Annotated in this window: 21 protein-coding genes; 12 read left to right on the forward strand and 9 right to left on the reverse strand. The window is 74.8% G+C overall.

Features of this window, described 5'->3' with window-relative positions; genetic code table 11:
• The first annotated feature begins 12 nt into the window (after positions 1 to 12).
• From PV410_RS05540 to PV410_RS05560, 5 genes are all read left to right on the forward strand, one after another.
• The gene (locus PV410_RS05540; RefSeq protein ID WP_499600269.1) at positions 13 to 399 is read left to right on the forward strand and encodes a roadblock/LC7 domain-containing protein; all 387 of its coding nucleotides are present in this window, start codon (positions 13 to 15) and stop codon (positions 397 to 399) included.
• The gene (locus PV410_RS05545; RefSeq protein WP_500322680.1) at positions 396 to 758 is read left to right on the forward strand and encodes a DUF742 domain-containing protein; all 363 of its coding nucleotides are present in this window, start codon (positions 396 to 398) and stop codon (positions 756 to 758) included. Before PV410_RS05540 ends, PV410_RS05545 begins: the two co-directional genes overlap by 4 nt.
• On the forward strand, positions 739 to 1,362 hold the full coding sequence (locus tag PV410_RS05550; protein ID WP_500322682.1) for a GTP-binding protein: 624 nt from the start codon (positions 739 to 741) through the stop codon (positions 1,360 to 1,362). The genes PV410_RS05545 and PV410_RS05550 overlap by 20 nt, the downstream gene beginning before the upstream one ends.
• 30 nt (positions 1,363 to 1,392) lie before the next feature.
• Positions 1,393 to 2,859 (forward strand): cytochrome P450, encoded by a 1,467-nt coding sequence (locus tag PV410_RS05555; RefSeq protein ID WP_500322684.1) that lies wholly within the window; start codon positions 1,393 to 1,395, stop codon positions 2,857 to 2,859.
• A 500-nt stretch (positions 2,860 to 3,359) separates the two neighbouring features.
• Positions 3,360 to 4,430, forward strand: a complete 1,071-nt coding sequence (locus PV410_RS05560) for a terpene synthase family protein (RefSeq protein ID WP_500322685.1) — start codon at positions 3,360 to 3,362, stop codon at positions 4,428 to 4,430.
• 51 nt (positions 4,431 to 4,481) lie between these two features.
• Here the strand turns inward: PV410_RS05560 and PV410_RS05565 are convergent, their stop codons facing one another.
• Positions 4,482 to 4,655 carry a hypothetical protein gene (locus PV410_RS05565; RefSeq protein ID WP_500322686.1) on the reverse strand — a complete coding sequence of 58 codons (174 nt, stop codon included), beginning with the start codon at positions 4,653 to 4,655 and terminating at the stop codon, positions 4,482 to 4,484.
• A 239-nt stretch (positions 4,656 to 4,894) separates the two neighbouring features.
• Here PV410_RS05565 and PV410_RS05570 point away from each other — a divergent pair, with 239 nt between their 5' ends.
• Positions 4,895 to 5,329: a GNAT family N-acetyltransferase gene (locus PV410_RS05570; RefSeq protein ID WP_500322687.1), complete on the forward strand. Its 435-nt coding sequence runs from the start codon at positions 4,895 to 4,897 to the stop codon at positions 5,327 to 5,329.
• A 28-nt stretch (positions 5,330 to 5,357) separates the two neighbouring features.
• On the opposite strand, the gene PV410_RS05575 is transcribed toward PV410_RS05570, so the two are convergent.
• Genes PV410_RS05575 through mptB form a run of 3 tightly spaced genes read right to left on the reverse strand, consistent with a single transcriptional unit; the run spans position 5,358 to position 9,104 of the window.
• Positions 5,358 to 6,587 (reverse strand): S8 family peptidase, encoded by a 1,230-nt coding sequence (locus tag PV410_RS05575; protein WP_500322689.1) that lies wholly within the window; start codon positions 6,585 to 6,587, stop codon positions 5,358 to 5,360.
• Positions 6,588 to 6,633: 46 nt separating this feature from the next.
• Complete coding sequence (locus PV410_RS05580; RefSeq protein ID WP_500322690.1) at positions 6,634 to 7,794, reverse strand: glycosyltransferase family 87 protein; 1,161 nt, start codon at positions 7,792 to 7,794, stop codon at positions 6,634 to 6,636.
• Positions 7,791 to 9,104, reverse strand: a complete 1,314-nt coding sequence (mptB, locus tag PV410_RS05585; RefSeq protein ID WP_500322763.1) for a polyprenol phosphomannose-dependent alpha 1,6 mannosyltransferase MptB — start codon at positions 9,102 to 9,104, stop codon at positions 7,791 to 7,793. The genes PV410_RS05580 and mptB overlap by 4 nt, the downstream gene beginning before the upstream one ends.
• 112 nt (positions 9,105 to 9,216) lie before the next feature.
• On the opposite strand from mptB, the gene PV410_RS05590 reads away from it, so the two are divergent.
• Positions 9,217 to 9,966, forward strand: a complete 750-nt coding sequence (locus PV410_RS05590) for a hypothetical protein (protein ID WP_500322692.1) — start codon at positions 9,217 to 9,219, stop codon at positions 9,964 to 9,966.
• Positions 9,967 to 10,080: 114 nt separating this feature from the next.
• Positions 10,081 to 11,670 carry a DUF2786 domain-containing protein gene (locus PV410_RS05595; protein WP_500322693.1) on the forward strand — a complete coding sequence of 530 codons (1,590 nt, stop codon included), beginning with the start codon at positions 10,081 to 10,083 and terminating at the stop codon, positions 11,668 to 11,670.
• Between the two features lie 85 nt (positions 11,671 to 11,755).
• Here the strand turns inward: PV410_RS05595 and PV410_RS05600 are convergent, their stop codons facing one another.
• The 3 genes from PV410_RS05600 to PV410_RS05610 form a co-directional block, all read right to left on the reverse strand.
• A complete protein-coding gene (locus PV410_RS05600; RefSeq protein ID WP_500322695.1) occupies positions 11,756 to 12,268 on the reverse strand; it encodes a pyridoxamine 5'-phosphate oxidase family protein in 513 nt (170 codons plus the stop codon).
• Between the two features lie 18 nt (positions 12,269 to 12,286).
• A complete protein-coding gene (locus tag PV410_RS05605; protein ID WP_500322697.1) occupies positions 12,287 to 13,828 on the reverse strand; it encodes a vWA domain-containing protein in 1,542 nt (513 codons plus the stop codon).
• 185 nt (positions 13,829 to 14,013) lie between these two features.
• Positions 14,014 to 15,243 carry an APC family permease gene (locus tag PV410_RS05610; RefSeq protein WP_500322698.1) on the reverse strand — a complete coding sequence of 410 codons (1,230 nt, stop codon included), beginning with the start codon at positions 15,241 to 15,243 and terminating at the stop codon, positions 14,014 to 14,016.
• A gap of 130 nt (positions 15,244 to 15,373) precedes the next feature.
• Between PV410_RS05610 and PV410_RS05615 the strand changes: the two genes are divergently transcribed.
• From PV410_RS05615 to PV410_RS05625, 3 genes are read left to right on the forward strand one after another with little or no spacing between them, the layout of a single operon-like run.
• Positions 15,374 to 16,273 (forward strand): alpha/beta fold hydrolase, encoded by a 900-nt coding sequence (locus PV410_RS05615; RefSeq protein WP_500322699.1) that lies wholly within the window; start codon positions 15,374 to 15,376, stop codon positions 16,271 to 16,273.
• Complete coding sequence (locus PV410_RS05620; RefSeq protein ID WP_500322700.1) at positions 16,270 to 17,142, forward strand: metal-dependent hydrolase; 873 nt, start codon at positions 16,270 to 16,272, stop codon at positions 17,140 to 17,142. Before PV410_RS05615 ends, PV410_RS05620 begins: the two co-directional genes overlap by 4 nt.
• Positions 17,143 to 17,155: 13 nt before the next feature.
• The gene (locus PV410_RS05625; RefSeq protein ID WP_500322701.1) at positions 17,156 to 18,265 is read left to right on the forward strand and encodes a PDR/VanB family oxidoreductase; all 1,110 of its coding nucleotides are present in this window, start codon (positions 17,156 to 17,158) and stop codon (positions 18,263 to 18,265) included.
• Between the two features lie 14 nt (positions 18,266 to 18,279).
• On the opposite strand, the gene PV410_RS05630 is transcribed toward PV410_RS05625, so the two are convergent.
• Together PV410_RS05630 and PV410_RS05635 are read right to left on the reverse strand one after the other, a co-directional pair.
• On the reverse strand, positions 18,280 to 19,308 hold the full coding sequence (locus PV410_RS05630; RefSeq protein WP_499512538.1) for a rod shape-determining protein: 1,029 nt from the start codon (positions 19,306 to 19,308) through the stop codon (positions 18,280 to 18,282).
• A 116-nt stretch (positions 19,309 to 19,424) separates the two neighbouring features.
• On the reverse strand, positions 19,425 to 21,113 hold the full coding sequence (locus PV410_RS05635) for a SpoIIE family protein phosphatase (RefSeq protein WP_500322702.1): 1,689 nt from the start codon (positions 21,111 to 21,113) through the stop codon (positions 19,425 to 19,427).
• 155 nt (positions 21,114 to 21,268) lie between these two features.
• Between PV410_RS05635 and PV410_RS05640 the strand changes: the two genes are divergently transcribed.
• Complete coding sequence (locus PV410_RS05640; RefSeq protein WP_500322703.1) at positions 21,269 to 22,327, forward strand: M23 family metallopeptidase; 1,059 nt, start codon at positions 21,269 to 21,271, stop codon at positions 22,325 to 22,327.
• The last annotated feature ends 85 nt before the right edge of the window (positions 22,328 to 22,412 follow it).

The following is a 22,412-nucleotide window of genomic DNA, read 5'->3' on the forward strand; positions in this document are numbered from 1 at the left end:
CAGCGGGCCAACATGGACTGGATGCTCAAGGACCTGGCGACGGGCGTCCCCGAGACCCGGCACGTCGTGGTGCTGTCCTCGGACGGCCTGCGCATGGCCCAGTACGGCGGCGACACGGACGCGGCCGACCGCCTGGCCGCGGCCTGCGCGGGCCTGCAGAGCCTGGCGGCGGCCATCGCCGGTGAGTTCCCGCACGGCGACGGGCGGATGCGGCTGGTCGTCATCGAGGTGGACGGCGGCTTCTTCTACCTCATGGCGGCGGGCGCGGGTGCGTACCTCGCGGTCCTCGCCGACGAGGGCGTCGACGCCGGGCTCATGGGCAATCGGATGCGGGACCTGGTCGCACGGATCGGCGCGCATCTGACCAGTCCTCCGCGCCGGGACGGGCAGGCCGTATGAGCGACGGTCCTGCGGAGGAGTGGGACAACGGAAACCCCGAGCGGCTCTACGTGGTGACGGGAGGGCGCAGCGGATCCTCGGAAGAGACCGCCATCGACCTGGTCACCCTGGTACGGGCCCGCTCGGGGCCGCCCCCGGGCATGGCGCCCGAACAGGCCGCGATCCTGCGGCTGTGCACCTCTCCCCTGTCCGTCGCCGAGATCTCCGCGTACCTGAACCTCCCGGTCAGCGTGGTGACCGTACTTCTCGCGGATCTGCTGGCCGACAAGCGGGTGGAGGCACGACCGCCGATCGCGCCCGCACTTCTTCCCGACGCTGCACTGATTGAGGCGGTGATGCATGGACTTGAAAGGCTCTGACGCGCTCGGCGTCAGGGGGCCGCGGAGTGAGGACGCTCTGCCGGAATCGGCAGCCGCCGCGGTCAAGATAGTGATCGTGGGGGGCTTCGGGGTCGGCAAGACGACCCTGGTCGGATCGGTCAGTGAGATCCGGCCGCTGTCCACCGAGGAGACGATGACCCAGGCCGGTGTGGGCGTGGACGACATCGTGGGGGTGGAACGCAAGACGGCCACCACGGTGGCCATGGACTTCGGCCGCATCAGCATCAACGACGAACTGGTCCTCTACCTCTTCGGGACACCGGGCCAGCAGCGCTTCTGGTTCCTGTGGAACGGGCTCTTCGAGGGCGCGCTCGGCGCGGTGGTGCTGGTCGACACGCGGCGCCTCGAGGTCAGTTTCGACGTGATAGGGCGGCTGGAGGAGCGCGGAACACCGTTCGTCGTGGCCGTCAACTCCTTCCCGGAGTCGCCCAGTTACCCGCTCGACGAGCTGCGGTCCGCCCTGGACCTGCCGGATCACGTTCCCCTGGTGGAGTGCGACGCCCGGTCCCGCAGCTCCGTCCGTGACGTGCTGATGACGCTCATGCGCCATCTCCACTCCCTCGCCGCCGCATCGGCCCTGTGATCCTTCCCCGCCCGTGATCAGGAGCGTCCCGTGACCACCCCACCCCCCGAATGCCCCGCCCACGACCTCGGCCCGGGCGGCCTGCGCAGGCTCTACGGCCCCGAGGCCGCCGCAGACCCCATGGCCCTGTACGAGAAGCTGCGCGCCGAGCACGGAACGGTGGCCCCCGTGCTCGTGCACGGTGACCTGAACGCCTGGATCGTCCTGGGACACCACGAGAACCTCGAGGCCATGCGGAACCCCTCGCGGTTCTCCCGGGACTCCCGCATCTGGCGGCACTTCCGCGAGGGCAACGTCGCCATGGACTCGCCGCTGCTGCCGATGGTCGCCTGGCAGCCGCTGTGCGTCTTCGCCGACGGCGCCGAGCACGAGCGGCTGCGCGGAGCGGTCACCACCAGCATGGGCCGCCTCAACCGACGGGGTATCCGTCAGCACATCATCCGCTTCTCCAACCAGTTGGTCGACGAGTTCTGCCAGTCCGGGGAGGTCGAACTGGTCACCCAGTTCGCCGAGCAGCTTCCGGTGCTCGTCATGACCCAGCTGCTGGGCATGCCCGAGGAGTACGGGCCGAAGCTGGTGGAGGCCGGCCGCGACCTGATGCGCGGCACCGAGACGGCGGTGGCCAGCAACGAGTACGTGCTGTCCGCCTGCAAGCAGCTCGTGCAGCGCAAGCGGGCCGACCCCGGCGGCGACCTGACCTCCTGGCTGCTGCGCCATGAGGCGAACCTCACCGACGACGAGGTCGCCGAACACCTGCGGCTGATCCTGATCGCGGCCAACGAGCCCACCGTCAACTTCATCGTCGGCGCGCTCAAGATGGTGCTGACCGACCCCCGTTTCCGGGCCCACCTCTCGGGCGGTCACATGACCCTCCCCGATGCCCTGGAGCAGGTGCTGTGGGACGAGCCGTCGATCGCCGTGGTGCCCGGCCGCTGGGCCACGGGGGCCACCGAGCTGGGTGGTCAGCAGATCGAGGAGGGGGACATGGTGATGTTCGGCATCGCCGCGGGCAACGTCGACCCGCGCGTGCGGCCGGACCTCTCCACCCCCGTGCACGGCAACCGTTCGCACCTGGCCTTCAGCAGCGGCCCGCACGAGTGTCCCGGCAAGGACATCGCCCGGGCCATCGTCGACACCGCCATCGACACGCTGCTGATGCGGCTGCCGGACCTGCGGGTTGCCGTGCCGGAGGAGGAACTGACCTCGCAGGCCGCGTGGATCTCCCGGCACCTGGTGGCCCTGCCCGCGGAGTTCAGCCCGGCCAAGCCGCTCGGTGACCAGGGGCTGGCAGCGGCCGAACCGGCGCCCCGGGAGGTCCGCGTCCCGCAGACGCCCCCGAGGGGGCAGGTGTCCGAGGCCGCTCCGTCGACGACGGCCGAACTGCCCCCGGCGCAGCCGGAACCGGCCTTCGCGCCGCGGCCGGCGGCGGCCGTTCCCCTGCAGCGCCGTTCCTGGTGGCGTGCGCTCGTTTCGCGCCTGGGCGTACGACGGCGGTAGCCGTTGGCACGTGGTGTCTCACTGTGTGACCGGTTCAAGACGGGCGCACGGGCAAATGCGCCCGTGCGCCCGTTCGTGCGCCCTCCATGCCGTAGGGCCATCGTGGCTGGTTCGGCCAAGGTCGAGCATCGGGCGCACACACCTCGCCCATGAACACAACCGGAATGCGCGTCAACTGTCCTTCCCGTGACGCATTTTGGCCTCTTGACTGCTCCGCCATATGCCGGAGTAATTGTCATTTGAATGATCCACTTGTGTTCGATTTCCGCCACGCGTGCGGTGCGTCACAGGTGGAACGGTTGTGACAGCTGAGAGGTGGACGTCAGTGGAGCCCGGGTCCGTTGTTCCACTGGGCCGCCCTCCCGCGGGCCGCTCCGCGCGCTCCGGGCGCGCGGCCCGCGCCTGTTCCTGTCGGTCTACGTTTGGCGCGTTCATGGCAAGGTTGTGCGGAAGGTAGCAGGCGCTGGCCCGCCCTCCCCCAAGCTCGAAGGAGCATGTCCGTGACCACTGTGCCCGCCCTTCAACTGGCGCCCTTCTACTGCCCGATAGCACCGGCTGCCCACCCCCTGGCCGACGACCTGGACCGGGCCACCATCGAGTGGGTCCGCCGCTTCGGCCTGTACGAGGACGAGTCCCAGCGGCTGCGCCTGGAGCACGTCGGAGCCGGCCGCCTTGCCGCGCTCACCTCGCCGTACGGGACCGAGGAGGGGGCGCAGATATCGGCGGACTCCCTGATGTGGCTGTTCGCCTTCGACGACGCCCACTGCGACGAAGGCCGCCTGGGCCGGCGCCCCGGCGAGCTGAGTCGCGTGCTGACCAGGCTGCTGCGCATACTCGAGGCTCCCGAGACACCGTTGTCCCCGAACGGCACGTACTTCTGCTTCGAGGCGGCCTTCCGGGACCTGCGGCTGCGCGTGGGCCGGGTCGCCACCGCCGCGCAGATCGGCCGTTGGACGGACGCGATGCGCATGTACTTCCTGTGCCAGGTGTGGGAGGCGGCCAACCGGGTCGACGGTGCGGCACCCGGCCTCGACGACTACGCACTGCTGCGCATCCACAACGGCGCGATGAAGGTCAGTGTCATGCTGCTCGACGTCGCGGACGGGTACGAGGTGCCCCCGGCCGAGCTGGAGCGGCCGGACGTCCGTGCCCTCACCGAGGCGACCTGTCTGCTGGTCGGCTGGGACAACGACATCCTGTCCTACCGCAAGGAGCACCTGCGCGACGGTGACGACCAGAACCTGCTCGACGTCCTCGCGCACGCCGCGGGCAAGCCCGTCCCCGGCATGGTCTCCGAGGCGATGTTCCTGCGTGACCAGATCATGGTCCTGTTCACGGCGCTGAGCGCGCAGGTGCACCGCACGGCATCATCCGAGCTGCAGCGGTACGTGACCTCGCTCGGGCACTGGATCCGGGCGAACCTCGAGTGGGGCACGACCTGCGAGCGCTACCTCAACCCCGAGGATCCCGCCTACCTGCCGACGACCTGGGCGCCGGCGCCGATGCCCGGCAGCGATGCCCCGGTGGACCTCCCGGCGATCTCCTGGTGGTGGAGGCAACTGGAGGACTGACGGACGGCCCCCGCGGGACCGTCCGCACCCTCGGCGCCCTCGTGCCGTCCGTCAGCGGGACGCCACGAGGGCGCCGCCGTTCCCGGGCACGAAGGCGTCGTCGGCGGGGGAGGAGGCCGGGCCGTCGGCGCCGGGGCCGTCGGCGGAGCGGGGGCCGGGGGTCGTGCCGGCCGGGGGCTCCCCGTCGGCCGGGTGCTTGTCGCAGGAACAAGTGGGCTTCAACATGTCGATCTCTCCCAGCGTGTGAGCCCGGGACCATCGCTCGAGACGCGATGATCCACGGTCGTTTCTTACCAGACCGGGACATTCGCCACCGTGGCGTTGAGGATTCCCGCGTCACGGGTGGCTCAACCGGCTACCGTGCCTCGTTCTCCGGCCGGCCCGGACCACAACTCCGATGAACGCCAAGGCGACTTGATCCGTACGGGAGCGCGGCGGGCGCCGGCGCCTCCTAGGATCACGCCATGGAACTGACGTTCGTGGACGTGAAGTCTGGTGAACCGGCCATGACCGCTGAAGTCGGGCCGCTGATCAGGGCGTTGCGACCGGCTCTGACCGCCGACGGTTTCGCGGCCTTCGCCGCCGAGGCGCATGACCAGGGGGTGGTCTTCACGGCGGCCCTGGACGAGCGGGAGCGTTACCTGGGGGTGGCGACGCACCGGGTGCTGACCACCAGCAGGGGGCGGTTGCTGCTGGTCGACGACCTGGTCACGGTGCTGGACGCGCGTGGCGCGGGGGTGGGCACGCGGTTGCTGGCGGAGGTGGAGGCCAGGGCCCGGGCGGCGGGCTGCGAGCGGCTGGAGCTGGACGCGGGCGTGGCCAACCACGGGGCGCACCGCTTCTTCCACGCCCGCCGTATGGCGATCACGGCGCTGCACCTCGCGCGCGAACTCACCTGACGGGCGCGGCGCGGGACGGCGGGGCCGTTCAGAGGTCCCCGGTGAAGGCCACCAGCTGCGGGGTGCCCCACGGTTCGGGGACCGCGGTCCGGGTGGCGTGGTCGAGGAGCCACTTCTTCAGCACCTCGAAGCCGGCGTCCCCGTAGGTGTCCTTGTAGAGCGCGGCGATGCCGGTGACGTGGGGGGCCGCCATCGACGTGCCGCTCATGATCGCGTAGAGCCCGCCGGGGAAGGCGGAGGCGATGTCGACACCGGGCGCGTTCAGGTTGACGCAGCTGCCGAAGTTGCTGAACGCCGCCCGGTGGTCGGCCCGGTCGGTCGCGGCGACGGTGAAGGACTCCGTGGCGCTCGCCGGGGAGATGACGCAGGAGCTGACGTCGTCGTTGCCGGCCGCGACGACCGGGAAGACCCCGGCCCGGGCCAGCGCGTCCAGGGTCTCGTTCATCGTCGGGGAGTAGAGGCCGCCCAGCGAGATGTTGGCCACGGCGGGCTTCACCGCGTGCCGGGCGACCCAGTTGATCCCGGCGATGATGCCGGAGTTGGGGCCGCGCGCCTCGCAGTCCAGCACGCGTACGGAGACCAGCGAGACCGCCCGGGCGACCCCGGTGTGCTCACCGCCGACCGTGCCGGCGACGTGCGTGCCGTGGCCCGCGCAGTCCGCGGCGTTCCGGCCGTCGTCCATCTCGTCGATGCCGGGCTTGGCGCGGCCGCCGAACTCCGGGTGGGCGAAGTCGATCCCGCTGTCGATGATGTACGCGGTGACCTTCGCGCCGGTCGCGCGGACGGTGAAGCCGTGCGTGGCCGGGGCGCGGTTGCTCACGCGCTCCAGGCCCCAGAACCGGCCGGTGCCGTCGGTGGGGGGCGGGCTGCCCGGCATCCGGCGGCTGGTCGACACCGGGGTCCGGTCCTCCGCGGGCAGGGTGACCGTGGTGTCCTGCTCGACGCCGCGCACCGAGGGCAGGGCCCGTACGCGGGCCAGTTGCCTGCCGGTGAGCGGGGCGGCGAAGCCCCGCATCACGCTGTCGTACACGTGGGCCGGGGTGATCCCGGCCGCGCTCGCCACGGCGGAGGGGTCGCTGTCCGGGGCCAGGGTGACGATGTAGCGGCCGGGGATGGAGTTCGGCGCCCCGACGCCGAGCAGGGGTGCCAGGGCGACGGAGGAGCGCGCCTGTGCGGGCACCGGCGCGGGGAGGGCGGCCAGCGCGGGGACGACGGTCATCAGCAGCGCGGCGAACGTCCGGCGCAGGGACACACGCATGTGTCGATCTCCTCGGGACTCGGCGGACAGCTCGGCCGACGGGCCGTCAGCCGGCCCTCTCCCCCACCCTGTCAGCCAGGATCGGACGCGGGCGCGCCCTGCTACGCCATCCGGGCCGGGGCGCGACGAGCAGCCCCAGGCCGATCCACACGTAGGCGCTGCCGCCCACGAGGGTGCCCAGGCCGCCCGTGCCGGGGTCGCCCCGCCACAGCCACACGACACTGCTGCAGAGCAGGACGTAGCTGCCGACCGCCGCGACCGTCGGGCCCCGGGTCCGTACCCGCAGCGCCTCGCCGGCCAGCGCCGCCAACGCCGGGACCAGCCACACCAGGTGGTGCACCCAGGTCACCGGGCTGACCAGGCAGGCCGTCACCCCCGTGAGGGCGACGCCCGTCGTGACGCCGGTCCGGCGCACCTTGTACGCCCACACCGCCAGCACCGCGACCACGGCCACCGCCCACACCCACGTGGGTGCGTCGAGCCGGGCGAAGGTGCCGCGCAGCGACTGGTTCGAGGCGTACGACAGCGAGCCGACGCGGTCGGTGTCCCACATCGCCCGGGTCCAGAAGTCGCGGGACGCGCCGGGCGCGGCCAGCGCCGCCAGCAGGGTCGCCCCGGTCGCGGTGGCGGCCGCGGTGAGGCCGGCGCGGCGGTGCCCGGCGAGCAGCAGCCACCCGACGAACAGCGCGGGCGTCAGCTTCACGGCGGCGGCGAGGCCGATCGCGCACCCGGCCCAGCGGCTGCCGCGGCGCAGCAGTTCGGTGTCGGCGAGCACCAGGGCGAGCAGGACCAGGTTGACCTGCCCGAAGGTGAAGGTGTCGTGGACCGGCTCCAGGAGCGCCATCAGGCACACGGCCAGCACCATCGCGTACCAGGGGGTCCAGCCCTCGCGGCGCACGATCGGCCACACCGTCCACCACAGGACGGCCGCCGCGGCGCAGATGTTGATCGCGGCCGCGCAGACGACGGCCGCGGGCCAGCTCACCAGGGCCAGCGGCAGCATGCACAGCGCGGCGAACGGCGGGTAGGTGAAGCCGTACGTCGTCCCGGGACTGAGGTAGTCGTAGACGCCGACGCCCTCGTGCGTCCAGGCGTTGACGGTGCCCCAGTACACGCCGAGGTCGAACCAGTGCCGGTGCAGCGGCACGGTGGCCAGGAAGAGCGCGGTCGCGACCACGGCGGCGGCCGCCGTCACGATCCGCCTCATGAGGCGAGCGCAGGACGTACGAGCCGGACCAGCCGCAGCGCGGCGAGCGGGAGCAGCGCGAGGGCCGCACCCGCGGCCGCCAGGGCGATCTGACGGGGCGTCGCGGCGAGCCCGCTGGGCAGCACCACGAGCGCCAGCACCGCGCTGGCGAGCGCGGCGATCCGCCGCACCCGGCCGTCGGGTGCGGCCACGGCGAGCGGCACGAGCCCCCACAGCAGGTACCAGGGGCGGATCGCCGGGCCCAGCAGTGCCACCGCGAGCAGGCTGATCCCCAGGGCGTACACCGGCCCGAGCCGCTCGCGGTACAGCCACACGGCGGCGATGACGAGCGCGGCCGCGGCCATGCCGAGCAGCCGCCAGACGTCCGGGGTGCCGGCGAACCGCCCCAGGACGTTGACCAGGGACCAGTTGGAGGCGGAGGCGGGCGTGGTCAGCGCGCCGATCCAGCCGTAGCCGACGCCGGTGACGGCGGTGACCGCCACGGTGGCCGCGCCGGCGACCGCCGCCGTGGCCGCTCCGGCGCGCGCCAGGCGCCGGCGGCCCTCCAGGTGTTCGGCCCACAGGCTGGCCACGACCAGCAGTCCGAGCGCCGCGGGCGCCTTGACCAGGGCGGCCAGGGTGACCAGCGCGGCGGCCACGACCGGGCGCCGGGCGAGTGCCGCGCCCAGGCCCGCGCCGAGCAGGCCGAGCATCACGGCGTCGTTGTGCGCCCCCGCCACCAGGTGCAGCAGCACCAGCGGGTTGAGCGCCCCCAGCCACACGGCCGCGGCCGGGTCCGCGCCGCAGCGCCGGGCGAGCCGCGGCAGCAGCGTGGCCAGCAGGGCCACCCCCAGCAAGGCCAGCGCCCGCATCCCGGCGACCCCGGCGTGCGCCCCGAAGCGCGCCAGCGCCAGGAACGCCGGCCCGTACGGCGCGGGGCTGTTCCGCCAGATCGCCGGCACCTCGGCCGCCGCCGTACCTCCCAGCACGCCCGGCCCGTGCGTGTAGGCGTCGATGCCCGCGTTCACCATCGTGCCCTGCGCCAGGTAGCTGTAGACGTCCCTGCTGAACAGCGGCGGGGCCAGCAGCAGCGGTGCCGCCCACACGGCGAACGTCGTCAGCAGCGCGCGTATCGACGGGGGCCGGGGCCCGCGCACCAGCCGGCCGAGCTGCCACCACGCCGCGACGAGCAGCCCGAGGCCGAAGTACGCCACCAGCAGTCCGGCCGCCGCCTGCCCCTGCGGCAGCGCGATCCCGTCCCGTACCGGCAGCGCCCCCGCGGCCATGCCGCCGATCGCCAGCGCGGCGGTACCGGCCAGCCCGAGAGCCATCGTGCGAGTCACGCCCGCACGTTCCCATCACCGGATGTCCGCCGGACGACCGGCGGGCGACCGGCGGATGACCGGCCCGGACGCGCGGCGCCCGCTTCGCTACGGTGAGGGCATGTTCACACCCGGGGAACGCGACCGCGTACGGGCCCGGTTGCTCGGTCTCGCCGCGGACGACCCGGACGTCACCGGGGCCGCGCTCACCGGTTCGCTCGCGGTCCCGGGCGGCGGCGACCGGTGGTCCGACGTCGACCTGGTGCTCGGGGTGCGGGGCGAGGTGGGCGCGGCGCTGGCCCGCTGGACGGCGTGGCTGTACGGGCCCGGGTTCGGGGCGCTGCACCACTGGGACCTGCCGGGGGGCGCGACCGTCTACCGGGTGTTCCTGCTGCCGGGGGCGCTGGAGGCGGACCTGGCGTTCACGCCGGAGGAGCAGTTCGGACCCCGGGGGCCGCAGTGGCGGACGGTGTTCGGCTCCGCGGGCCGGGCGCCGGAGGCGGCGCCGGCCGACCCGGGGACGCCGGCGGGACTCGGCTGGCACCACGTCCTGCACGCTGCGGCGAGCATCGAGCGGGGCCGGCTGTGGCAGGCCGAGCACTGGATCGGCGCGGTGCGCACCCAGGTCATCGCCCTCGCCTGCCTGCGCCTTGGGCACCCCGCGGCCTACGCCAAGGGCGCCCACCTGCTGCCGGACGAGGTCACGGGGCCGCTGCACGCCACGCTGGTGCGCTCGGCGGAGCCGGCGGAACTGCGCCGCGCGCTCGCCGCGGCCGCGTCCGCCCTGGGGCGTGAAGTGGCCCGCACCGACCCGGTGCTGGCGGAGCGCCTGTGGCCGGTCCTGGTGGAGCGGGGCGGCGCGGCCGGCTGATCCCGGCGGCGGTGCCGCGATGATCTCCGCGGCGCGGCCGGGTCGTTCGAAGAGGAAGCCGTACCCGGCGCGGTGCAGGTGCCGAGGTCGAGCCGTTCCCGGTCGGTGAGGCCGATGTCGTCGGCGGTCCCGCCGACGACGACCGCGCGGACGCCGACGGCGCGCAGCCGGGCGAGCCGGCAGGCTGCGGACGACGACGACGTCGCAGCCCGTGTCGGCGGCGAGCCGTTCCACGAGGCGGGCGCGGTTCCTGATCGGCAGGTCCCCGGGAGCCGGGACGCGGCCGTGGCCGGGCAGGGCGATGGCTACCGGGCCGAATCCGGCGACCGCAGGTGCGGGCTCGGCCATGACGTCGGCGTGGAACCCGGTCGTGCGGACGTCCCGGCCCGCACGCCCACCGTCGGCGTTCTCGGCTCCGTACCCCGGCCCGGCCCGTCGGGGCGGGCGGGCACCGTGCTCCGTGCGCGGCGTGTCGGTGCGATCCTGAACCGCGTGCGAGATGCGATGACGGTGGTCGAGGCGGCGTTCGCCGGTGTCCTGGGGGCGCCGGAGGGGGACGTCGAGACGGCGCTGGACGCCGGGGCGTCGGCGATGGCGGCGGCGGAGGCCGGGTGGGACGAGGTCGGCCGGGCGGTGGCGACCGCGGTGGGCGGGCTGCTGCGGGGCTGCCGGGCGCGCGGCTGGGAGGACGCCGACCTGCTGCGGATGGTGCGCCGCGAACTGCGCCCGGAGCACGTGCGGCTCGCCGGGCGTCTGACCGCCGACGGGGGCGCTGACCCGGCGGGCCTCCTGACGGCGTACGGGGCGGCCGAGCGGCTGGACCGCTTCACGGTGGCGACGGCCGTGCTGGAGCTCGTCCGCCTGCTGGGGCGGCTGCCCGGGATCACGCCGCCGGCACCGGCCGCGCCCGCTGCGGGCGGTGCGGGGCATCCGATGCTGCGGCGGATCAGGGCGCTGCTGGCGAAGGCGGAGTCCACGGCCTTCCCCGAGGAGGCGGAGGCGCTGAGCGCGAAGGCCCAACACCTGATGGCACGGCACAGCGTGGACGAGGCGCTGGTCGCGGGCAAGGCGCCGGGCGGCGGCGGTCCCGGCGCGCGGCGGATCGGCGTGGAGCGTCCGTACGAGGCGCCGAAGGCGCTGCTGCTGGACGCGGTCGCGGCGGCGAACCGCTGCCGTGCCGTGTGGTCGGCGGAGTTCGGCTTCTCGACCGTCGTGGGCTGGGAGGCCGACCTGGAGGCCGTGGAGGTGCTGTACACCTCGCTGCTGGTGCAGGCCGAGGCGGCCATGCGCGGCGGCGGCGCCCCGGGGCCGGCCACGCGTCGCCCGGGACGCAGGGGCGGCAGGGGCGGCGCCAGGGGCGGGGACCTGTCGCGGGACTTCCGCGAGTCCTTCCTCATCGCCTACGCGGGCCGGATCGGCGAGCGCCTGGCCGCCGCCGCCCGTGACGCGACGGAGGAAGCCGCGGAGGCGGGCGGGTCCAGGGAGGTGCTCCCCGTGCTGGCGGCGCGCGAGGTCGCCGTCGGCCGCGCCGCGGACGCGATGTTCCCCGAGACCCGCACGCAGCGGCTCAGGGGCCGTGACCGCGAGGGCTGGGAACGCGGTACCGCCGCCGCCGACCGCGCCGCCTTCCACGGCCCGGCCGGCGCCGGACCGGGACGGGAGCGCGGCCGGGGCCCGGGTCCGTCCCCGGGTTCCCGGGGGTGAGGGAACGGCCTGCGCCCCGGGGCACCCGCCCGCTCCGGCGACCGGACCTCCGGCACGGCCCGCGCCACGTCCCGGCCGCGTACGCCTAGAACAGCCACCGGGTCTGGCTGTAGGTGGTGCCGCGGGCGTACGCGAAGGCGGTGGTGGGCTCCACCTCGTACACCAGGGCCTCGTGGCCGTCGCCGACGAGGACCTGGTCGCCCACGTCGAAGTGCCATCCGGAGCCGTACTTGGTCTCGTACGCCGCGGCGATCCGGTGCAGCTGGTTCTCGCTGCGCACGCGGGCCGCCTTGCCCTCGAGCACCACGTCCAGGCCCTCGCCGAGCGCGTTGTTGCCGGTGGTGAGGACGACCCGGCCGTTGCGGGCGAGGTTCTTGGCCTTGCGCTCGTCGGCGCCGGTGCAGAAGTGCAGGGCGTCGTCCAGCCAGACCCCGATGAGCGGGGTGACGTGGGGGCGGCCGTCGGGACGGACGGTGGTCAGCCAGTAGATCTCGGCTCCGGCCAGGTGCCCGCGGGCGTCGTGCCAGGTGGTGGGGGCCGCGCCGGCGCTGCTGAAGCGGGCGTCGAGCCGGGGCTCGGGTTCCTTCTCTTCTGTCATGGGTTCACTGATACTCCATCAGCCCGCGCGCAGCGCGTACGCGCTGTCCACGGCTTCCGCCAGGTCGCGTACCGCCGGGTCCTCGGTGGTCGCCGCCAGGGCGTGCGCGCGGTCGCCGAGCCGGGCGAGGCCGGGGGCGCCGGGCAGCTGCTCGTCGCCGGTGTCGTAGGTGCGCAGCGCGTCGGCGAAGTAGGCGGCCACCGCGTCCACCCGGAGCCGCGGCGAGGTGCCGGAGTCCCACAGCCGGCCGGCCAGCCGGTCCGCCTCGACGGCGCCCGACGCCTCGTGCGGGGTGCGGTCGTGCGGGTCGAGCCAGCGCACGGTCGCGGTGGCGACGTGGCCGCGGGCGCCCGCCTTCAGGCGTACGGCGTAGAGCGCGGTGACGGTGTGGCCGGGGCCGACCTCGCCGCCGTCGACGCGGTCGTCGCGGAAGTCCTCGTCGGCGACGGCGCGGTCCTCGAAGCCGATCAGGCGGTAGCGCTCGACGGTGTTCGGGTTGAAGGAGACCTGGGCCTTGGCGTCGCGGGCGCGCAGGCCGATGTTGACGGGCAGCTGGTCCACGAACAGGGCGCGGGCCTCGGCCGGGGTGGAGACGTACGAGGTGTGGCCGTCGCCCCTGTCGACCAGCCGCTCCATCAGTTCGTCGCCGTACTCGCTGCCGACGCCGACCCCGAACAGGGCGACGCCGTGCTGTGAGCGGGCCCGGTCGATCCGTTCCAGGAGGGCGTCGGGGTCGGTCTGCCCGGTGTTGGCGAGGGCGTCGGAGAGCAGGACGACCCGGTTGGTGGCCCCGCGCCGGGCGCTCTCCAGGGCCACGTCGTAGCCGGTGCGCAGGCCCGCCTCCAGGTTGGTGGAGTCCTCCGGCGCGAGGCGGTCGACGACGGACAGGGCGCGCTGCCGGGCGCCGCCGGCGCCGAGCCGGGTCGCCGGCAGGGCGACCCGCGCGCGGTCGCTGAAGGTCACGACGGCGAGGGAGTCGTCGTCCCGCAGCTCGCCGACCGCGGCGCGGAGCGCCTTCTGGACGAGGTCCAGCCGGCCCGGATCGCCCATGGAGCCGGAGACGTCCACGACGAAGGTGAGCACGGCCGGCGGCCGGTTCCCCTCGTCGGCGGGGCGGGTGGCGAGGCCGACCCGCAGGAGGGACCAGCCCTCCTCGTCGCCGATGCGGGCGCCGTCGACGGTGACGGAGAAGCCGTCGCCCTCGGGGGCGGGGTAGTCCTGGCGGAAGCTGTTGACGAACTCCTCGTGGCGCACGTCCGCGGGGGAGGGCAGCGAACCCTCGTCGAGCCGCCGCTTGGCGTAGCCGTACGAGGCGGTGTCGACGTCCAGCGCGAAGGTCGACAGCTGTGACGCGTCGGGCGCCCGCTCCGGGCCCCGGTCCTCCTCCGTGCCCTGCCCGTTCCACTCGGAGCCGCCGTCCTTGGGGGCGCCGTCCGCGCCCCGTACCGGTCCGGGCCGCCGCGTGTCACCGGCGTGGCCCCGGTCGGTGTTCGCGCCGCAACCCGTCAGGACCGCTCCCGCCGCCACCGCCGTCAGCACCGCCGCCGTGATCCGCCGCATCACCGTCACCTGCTTCCCCCCGGGGGCGCCCCCTGCGCCTTCTGCGACTGTGACGCAGGAGGGGGCGGGCGGGTGGCATCGGGGCCGTTGCGGATGGATCTCAGTCGGGCAACGCCGCTTCGCCCGGGGCCGCTTGGCGGGCGCGGCCGGCGGGTGGGGAGTTGGCCCGCGGAGTGGGGTGGGCGTCAGGCGGGCCGGGTGTGGCGGGCGCGTGCGGCGTACAGCGCCGCCCCGGTGGCGAGGACGGCCGCGCCCGCGGCGACGGAGGTCCAGGGGAGGGCGAAGGCCAGGGCGAGGCAGCCGAGCAGGCCGAGGGCGGGGACGGCGCGCCGGGCGCCGGGGCCCAGGGTCCAGGCGGAGACGTTGGCGACGGCGTAGTAGGCGAGGACGCCGAAGGAGGAGAAGCCGATCGCCCCGCGCAGGTCGGCGGTGGCGGCGAGCACGGCGACGACCGCGCCGACGGCGAGTTCGGCGTGGTGCGGCACCCCGGACCGGGGGTGCACCGCGGCCAGGGTCCGCGGCAGGTGCCCGTCGCGGGCCATGGCCAGGGTGGTGCGGGAGACCCCGAGGATCAGCGCGAGCAGGGATCCGGTGGCGGCGACCGCCGCGCCCACCCGCATCAGCGGCGCGAGGCCGCCCGCGGCGTCGGCCAGGGGCGCCGCGGAACGGGCGAGCCCCTGCGGGCCCAGCACCACGAGGAGGGCGACGGCGACGGCGGCGTAGACGGCCAGGGTGATGCCGAGGGCGAGCGGGATGGCCCGGGGGATGGTGCGCGCCGGGTCCTTGACCTCCTCGCCGAGCGTGGCGATCCTGGCGTACCCGGCGAAGGCGAAGAACAGCAGGCCGGCCGCCTGCAGCACCCCGCCCGCGGTCGCGTCGGCCCCGATGTCCAGCCGGGCGGCGTCCGCGTCGCCGCCGGTGGTCGCGGCGACCACGAAGGCCGCGAGCACCGCGAGGACGACCGCGACGATGCCCCGGGTGAGCCAGGCCGCCTTCTGCACGCCCGCGTAGTTGACGGCGGTGAGCGCCACGACCGCGGCGACGCCGACCGCCCGTTGCTGCTCCGGCCAGGCGTACGCGCCGATCGTCAGCGCCATCGCCCCGCAGGAGGCGGTCTTGCCGACGACGAAGGACCAGCCCGCCAGGTAGCCCCAGAACGGCCCGAGCCGTTCGCGCCCGTAGACGTAGGTCCCGCCCGAGGCGGGGTGGAGCGCGGCGAGCCGGGCCGAGGACATGGCGTTGCAGTAGGCGACGACGGCGGCCGCCGCGAGCCCGAGCAGCAGCCCGGACCCTGCCGCGCGGGCGGCCGGGGCGAAGGCCGCGAAGACCCCGGCGCCGATCATCGAGCCGAGCCCGACGACGGTGGCGTCGAAGACGCCGAGCCGTCGTCGCAGTATCGCGTTCTCACCGGTCACGGCGGCAAAGCTATACCGTCCCACTGCTAGACACGGCGTCAACAAGCTGCCATCGTGGCCGCCGGGAACGGCGAACCGACGACCGACCGACGACGCGGTGACGCGAAGGCGAAGACGAAGGGCGGCGGACATGGCGCAGCGCTGGGTCACGGCCTCCGACGGGGTGCGGCTGGCGGTGTACGAGCAGGGGGACCCGGCCGGGACCACGGTGCTGTGTGTGCACGGCTTCCCCGACGACCACGGTGTGTGGGACGGCGTCGCAGGGCGCCTCGCCGCCCGCGGCTTCCACGTCGTGACGTACGACGTGCGCGGCTCGGGCGCCTCGGACGTCCCACGCCGCACCCGCGCCTACCGGTTGCCGCAGCTCGCCGCCGACACCACCGCCGTCGCCGACGCGGTCAGCCCGCGGGCCCCGGTCCACCTGCTGACCCACGACTGGGGGTCGGTGCAGAGCTGGCACACCGTCAGCACTCCGGAGCTCGCCCACCGCTACGCCTCGATCACCTCGATCTCCGGCCCCGACCTGGACCACACCGGCCGCTGGTACCGCGCCCAGCTGCGCCGGCCGACGCCCGCCCGCCTGCTGAAGCTCGCCAAGCAGTCGCTGGCCTCGCAGTACGTCGGCTTCTTCCACCTGGTGGGGGTCGCCGAACTCGCCTGCCGCAGCGGCCTCCTGGACGGAGTCGTCACGGCCCTGCGCCGCCTGGAGACCGGCGAGGGCCCCTCCGGCTACAGCCCGGGGCTCGCCGCCCGCAACCGTGCCGGGCTCAAGCTCTACCGCGCCAATGTGCTGCCCCGCATGTTCCGCCCCCGGGTCCGGCACGCCGCGCTCCCCGCGGTCGTGCTGGCCCCGTCCAAGGACGTGTTCGTCCTGCCGCCCTGGCAAACCGAGATCACCGACTGGGCGCCCGGGGCCGAGGTCCACCACGTGGACGGCGGCCACTGGCTGCCGTCCCACCTCCCGGACCTCGTCGCCGAGCACGCCGCCCGCCTGGTCGAACGTGCGGAGAAGGAGAGGACCGCGGCATGACCGCCGAGCCCGAGCACCTCGTCCTCAAGCCCCGCGACGTGCACTGGGACTGGGACGGCCTGCCCGTCCGCTACCTGGACGACGACGCGTTCCTCACCCACTTCGCCAACGTCCTCAACATCCTGCTCCCCGAGGGCGAGGACTGGTTCCTCACCGTCTTCCAGCAGACCGTGCCGATGATCGGGGACGACCGGCTGCGCGAGGACGTCATCGGCTTCATCGGCCAGGAGGCCATGCACTCCCGGGCCCACCAGTCGCTGCTGGGCCACTTCAACGACGCGGGTCTGGACACCGAGCGGTTCGTCGCCCAACTGCGCTGGTTCTTCCAGGAGATGCTCGGCGACCGCGGTCTGACCGGCAGGGCCGCGCACGGCTGGCTCGTCGAGCGGGTCGCGATCATCGCCGCCATCGAGCACGTGACGTCCTTCCTCGGCGACTGGATCCTGAACGCGCACGCGCTGGACGCCCTCGACAAGCACGAGAAGGCCGGGGCCGTCCTCGACCTCTACCGCTGGCACGGGGCGGAGGAGGTCGAGCACCGCGCCGTCGCGTACGACCTGTTCACCCATCTCGACGGCCGCTACCGGCACCGGGTGCGGGCGCACCTGGTCGCCTTCCCCGTGCTGCTCTACTGGTGGGTGCGCGGGCTGCGCTGCCTCATGGCCGAGGACCCGGTGGGCGCCGGGAAGCCGCGCTGGCGCGACTGGTACCGCGGTGCCCGGCGGGGGCTGCTGCCGCCGCCGCACGCGGTCGTCCGGCTCTTCTTCTCCTACCTGCGGCCCGGCTACCACCCGTCGCAGTACGGGTCCACCACGCAGGCCGTCGCCTACCTCGCGTCCTCGCCCGCCGCGCGCGCGGCGCTCCACTAGGGGGTCCCCGCACGTGTCCCTGCCCGACCCGAGCACCCTGCCCCCGCCTCCGGCATGGGCGACCCCGCCGCCCCGCCGGGCCGGCGGCTCCCGCCCGGAGCCGCTGCTGGCGCTGCTCGCCCGGATCACCCCGCTGCTGGTGCGCGGCAGCGGGCGGCGGCCGGTACGCGAACCGGCCGCCGTGGACCGCTCGCTGGCCCTGCGCGTCGCCGAGGTCACCGCGGCGGCCGAGGGCGTCGTGGGGCTGCGGCTGGTGCGGGCGGACGGCGGCACCGCCGCGCTGCCCGCCTGGCACCCCGGTGCCCACCTCGACCTCGACCTGCCGTCCGGGCGGCGCCGCCAGTACAGCCTGTGCGGCGACCCGGCCGAACGGGACGCCTATCGGGTGGCGGTGCGGCTAGTCCCGGACGGGGAGGGCGGGTCCCGCGAGATGCACGCCCTCGCCCCGGGCGCGGTCCTGCGCACCCTCGGCCCGCGCAACGCCTTCCCCCTGGCCCTGACCGGCTCCGGGTCGCTGCTCTTCCTCGCGGGCGGCATCGGGATCACGCCGATCCTGCCGATGGTGCGCGCCGCGGCCGCTGCCGGGGCGGACTGGCGCCTGGTGTACGCGGGGCGCAGCCGGGCGACGCTGCCGTTCCTGGCGGAGCTGGCCGAGTTCGCGGGGCACGAGCCGTGGCGGGTGCGGGTCCGCACCGACGAGGAGGCCGGTGGTCCCCCGACGGGGGCGGAACTGCTGGCGGGCGCGGACGCGGGTACGGCGGTCTACTTCTGCGGTCCGCCCGCGCTGATCCCGGCGTTGCGCCCGGCCCCGGTGCTGCACGTGGAGCGCTTCTCGCCGCCGCCGGTCACGGACGGCACCGCCTTCGAGATGCAGCTCGGCCGGGACGGGGAGGTGCTCCCCGTCCCGGCCGACCGCACCGCGCTCTCCGTCCTGACGGGGGCGCGGCCCGCGACGTCGTACTCCTGCCGCCAGGGCTTCTGCGGCACGTGCCGGGTCCGGGTCCTGGCGGGCGCGGACGCGGTCCGCCACGGCGGCAGTGCGACCGCCCGCCGTACGGACGACGCGATGCTCGTCTGCGTCTCGCGGGGAGCCGCCGGCTCCCGTCTCGTCCTGGACGTCTGAACCCGGCCCGGGGCCTACACGGACAGCGGGTCGAGCGGCATCGGGACGGGGTGGCCCTCCATCATCGCGCCCAGCCCGCGCACCGCGCAGACGTCGGGCCGGTCCGCGATCGTGACCGGCATCCCGGTGGCCTGACGGAGCATCATGTCCAGGCCGGGAAGCAGCGCGCTGCCGCCCGCGAGCATGATGCCGCGGTCGGTGAGGTCGGCGACCAGGTCCGGCGGGCACCGCCTGAGCGTCTGGCCGATCCCGTCGACCAGCGTCGCCATGGGCATCCGGATCGCCTGCCGCACCGCCTCGGTGTCGACGCGGACCGTACGGGCGATGCCGCTGGCGACGTCGCGCCCCTGGACCTCGGCGCTGGGCGCGGTGGGGCCGGGCGCCGAGAGGATCTCGTGCAGGGGCCGTACCGACTGGCTGGGCAGCACCAGTTCGTGGGTGTTGCGCAGGTGCTGGACGACGGCGTGGTCGATCGCCTCGCCGCCCACCGCGATGGTCTCCGCCGCGACGATCGCGCCCATCGACATGACCGCGATCTGCGTGGTGCTCGCCCCGGCCAGCATGATCATCGTCGCCTCGGGCTGCTCGACCGGCAGTCCGCACCCGATGGCGGCCGCGATGACGGAGTCGACGAGTTCGACCCGCCGCGAACCGAGGCCGTACATCGTCTCGACGGCGGCCCGCTGGGCCAGCGGCCCGCTGCCGTTGGGGGTGCAGACGGCCGCCCGGAGCATCGGCTTGCGCCGCCAGGCCTTGCGGAGCTGACCGCCCAGCAGGTGACGGAGCATGCGCTGGGCCATCTCGATGTCGACGACCATGCCGGCCTGGATGGGGCGGACCACGCGGATGTGCTCGGGCGTGCGCCCTGTCATCTTCTCGGCGAGCGAGCCGACCGCGATGAGGGCACCGCTGTGCGCGTTGACGGCGGCCACGCTGGGCTCGTCCACGACGAGTCCCTGGTGCTTGAGGTAGACACGGGTGCGCGACGCCCCGAGGTCGACGGCAACGGAGCAACGACGCAGATGCGCCAGACTGACGGTCACGGCAGATCCTCCCCGAGGGGCCGGTTCCCGGGCCCGCCCCTGCGGCGGCCCGTCTGATCATCGTGCGGGCGCAAGTCGAGGTGCGCCTGTTGTGGTACTCCGAGCGGTTGATCCGCCTATCGCATGATCCGTGCCGCGAGGACCGCGATGTCGTCGTCGGCCGGCTCCACGACCAGCAGGGACAGCACCCGGTCGACGAGTCCGCCCAGATCACCGTCGGAGTGCAGGCGCAACCCGGCGAGGCGGTCGAGCGAGGCGTCGATGTCCTCCCCGCGCCGCTCCACCAGACCGTCCGTGTACAGCAGCAGGACGTCGCCGGCCCGGCAGGAGGCCGCGACGGGCTCGTAGCCTCCGTGGCCGGTGCCCAGCGGCGGCCCGACCGGCACGTCGACGATGTCGACCGTGCCGTCCGGCCGGATGACGGCGGGCGGCAGGTGACCGGCGCTGGAGAAGGTGCACGTGTTGCGCACCGGGTCGACGAGGGCCAGCAGGCAGCTCGCCGGACGGCCCGACTCGGTCTCCGAGATGAGGGTGTCCAGCCGGCGCAGGATGCGGTGCGGCGGCAGGTCGGCCGCGGCCACGAAGCGCAGCATCGAGCGGTACTGGCTCATGTCGACCGAGGCCTCCACCCCGTGCCCCATGACGTCGCCCATGGCCAGCAGGGTGCGCCCGTAGGACAGCCGTACGGCGTCGTACCAGTCGCCGCCCACCAGCGCGGTGCTGCCGGCCGGCTGGTAGCGGAACGCGGCCTCCACCGAGGGGTGCGGGGAGCCCGGCTCCGACATCAGGGCACGCTGCAACTCGAGGGCGATGCCGTGCTCGTGGGTGTAGCGGCGGGCGTTGTCGAGGTAGATCGCGGCCCGCCGGACGATGTCCTGGACGGTCTCGGTGTCCCGCTCGGTGAACCCCGGGGACTCGCCGCAGCGGACCAGGGTCACCGTGCCGATGGGTTCGCCGCGCGCCGCGAGCGGCACGACGAGCGCCGAGTGGATGCCCACCGAGCGGAAGGCGGCCATCCGCTCGCGGGCCGACCCGCCGTGGCCCAGGGCGTCGTCCTCGAAGAGGCTCTGCACCACCGGGCTGCCCGACTGCAGGCAGCGCGGGATGGTCGTGCCCGACGGGTACTCCACGTACTCCCCGGGCTCGCCGAAGATCTTGACCTGCTCGCGCAGGTTCGGCAGCGCGGCCATCGCCGCCCGGCGCAGCCGCAGCAGACCGCGGTTGTAGGGGGTGGAGCGCTCGGTGGGGAAGACCTCGACGGTGGCGATGTCGGCGAGCAGCGGCACGAGGAACCCGGCGAGCTCGGCGCAGGTCTCGTCCATCTCCAGGGTGGTGCCGATGAAGGTGGCGGCGCGGTCCAGGATCGCCAGCCGCTCCCGGGCCCGTTCCAGCTCCTGCTGGTGCTGGCGCGACGCGCTGACCTCCAGCATGATCCCGACGAGGCCGAGCACCGTGCCGTCCGCCGCGTCCAGCCGGTGGTACGCGCCCTGCCAGTAGCGCCGGCCCGTCCCGGACTCGGCGTGCGTGCGGCCGCTGGAGGGCACCTCGCGCGACTTGCCGTCGGACAGGACCTGGCGCAGCGCCTCCTCGCCCGCGTCGTCCAGGTCCGGCAGCACCTCGGTGATCCGGCGACCGAGGTGCGCCTCGGCGGGCAGGCCGTTCATCCGGGCCAGGGCGGGGTTGACGTAGACGTAGCGCAGTTGCGGGTCGTAGATGCCCACGCCCGCGGGGGTGCCGTCCAGCACCTGCCGCAGGACCCCGTCGTCCGGCGGTGACCAGCCGCCGGGCTCACCGTCACCGCTCACCCGGTCACCCTCCTGTCCGCCGAGTGCGCCCGTTCCCATGATCGGGCGGTCCCCCGCCGGGCGCACGCCCGGATGCGGTCACCCCGCCGGGTGGCCGCCGGGCGGCGGGGCGTGTCGTCCGGGCCCCGCGGTGACCGGCCCGAAAGGATCGGGCGATGCGATGGAGGACGGCGGCCGTGGCCCTCTGCCTGCTGCTGACCGCCTCGCCGGCGGTGGCCGGCGAGCACCCCGGGCCGCGCCCGGGCCCCCCGGCCCGGGTGGAGCGGCTGTACGCGCAGGCGGCCCGTGCGGTGCAGGCGTACGAGGACGCGGAGCGGGCGGTCCGCCGCAAGCGGGCCGACCTGCGCCTGCTGCACCGGGCAGCGGCGGTGGAACGGCGGCGGCTGGACGTGCTGCGGGACCGGATCGGGGCGATGGCGCGCAGCGAGTACCGCAACGGGGGGCTGGGACCCTCGGCGCGGCTGTTGCTGTCCGGGCGGCCCGACCGGCTGCTGGAGGGCGCGACGCTGGCCCGGCAGGGCGACCACGCGCAGGCGGCGCTGCTGGCCGAGCGGATGCTGGCCGAGCGCCGGCTGGCGGCGGACACCGAGGCCGTCCACCGGACGCTGGCGGTGCTGGCCCGCGAGGCCCGTCGCAAGGACGCGCTCCGCCGGCGCATCGAGGCGCGGCTGCTGCGCGCCCGGGCCGGGCTGTCCGCCCGGGACCTGGCGCTCATGGCCCACGAGGGACTCTCGGCGGACTGCCCGCGCGACCTCCCCCGGACCCCGCCCCGGTCGTCCGCCGCCGCCCACCGGGCGGGCGCCCCGCACTGGGTGCGCCCGGTGGCGCACTACACGCTCACCGCCGGCTACGACGCCTCCGGGGCGCACTGGGCGCACCGCCACACCGGCCAGGACTTCGCGGTGCCGCCGGGCACCCCGGTCCGCGCGGTGGGCGACGGCACGGTGGTGGTGGCCGCGTGCGGTGACGGCTTCGGCAACCAGGTCGTGGTCCGGCACGACGACGGCTACTGCACGCACTACGCCCATCTGTCCGTGCTGGAGGTCGTCCCCGGACAGCGGGTCCGCGCCGGCGAACGGATCGGCCGGTCCGGCAACTCCGGCAACTCCACCGGTCCGCACCTGCACTTCGAGGTCCGTGTCACGCCGCAGATGGGTTCGTCGGTCGCCCCGCTGCCCTGGCTGGCCCGGCACGGCGTGCGGATCGGCGGCTGACGGCCGCCGACCGGCACGGGAGCCCCGCCCCCCACAACTCCCTCACAGGTTCGCTATTGTTCGGCCTCCGGCGCTGACCGTTTCG

This window comes from Streptomyces sp. PA03-5A (genome assembly GCF_033792725.1).
Taxonomy (GTDB): Bacteria; Actinomycetota; Actinomycetes; order Streptomycetales; family Streptomycetaceae; genus Actinacidiphila.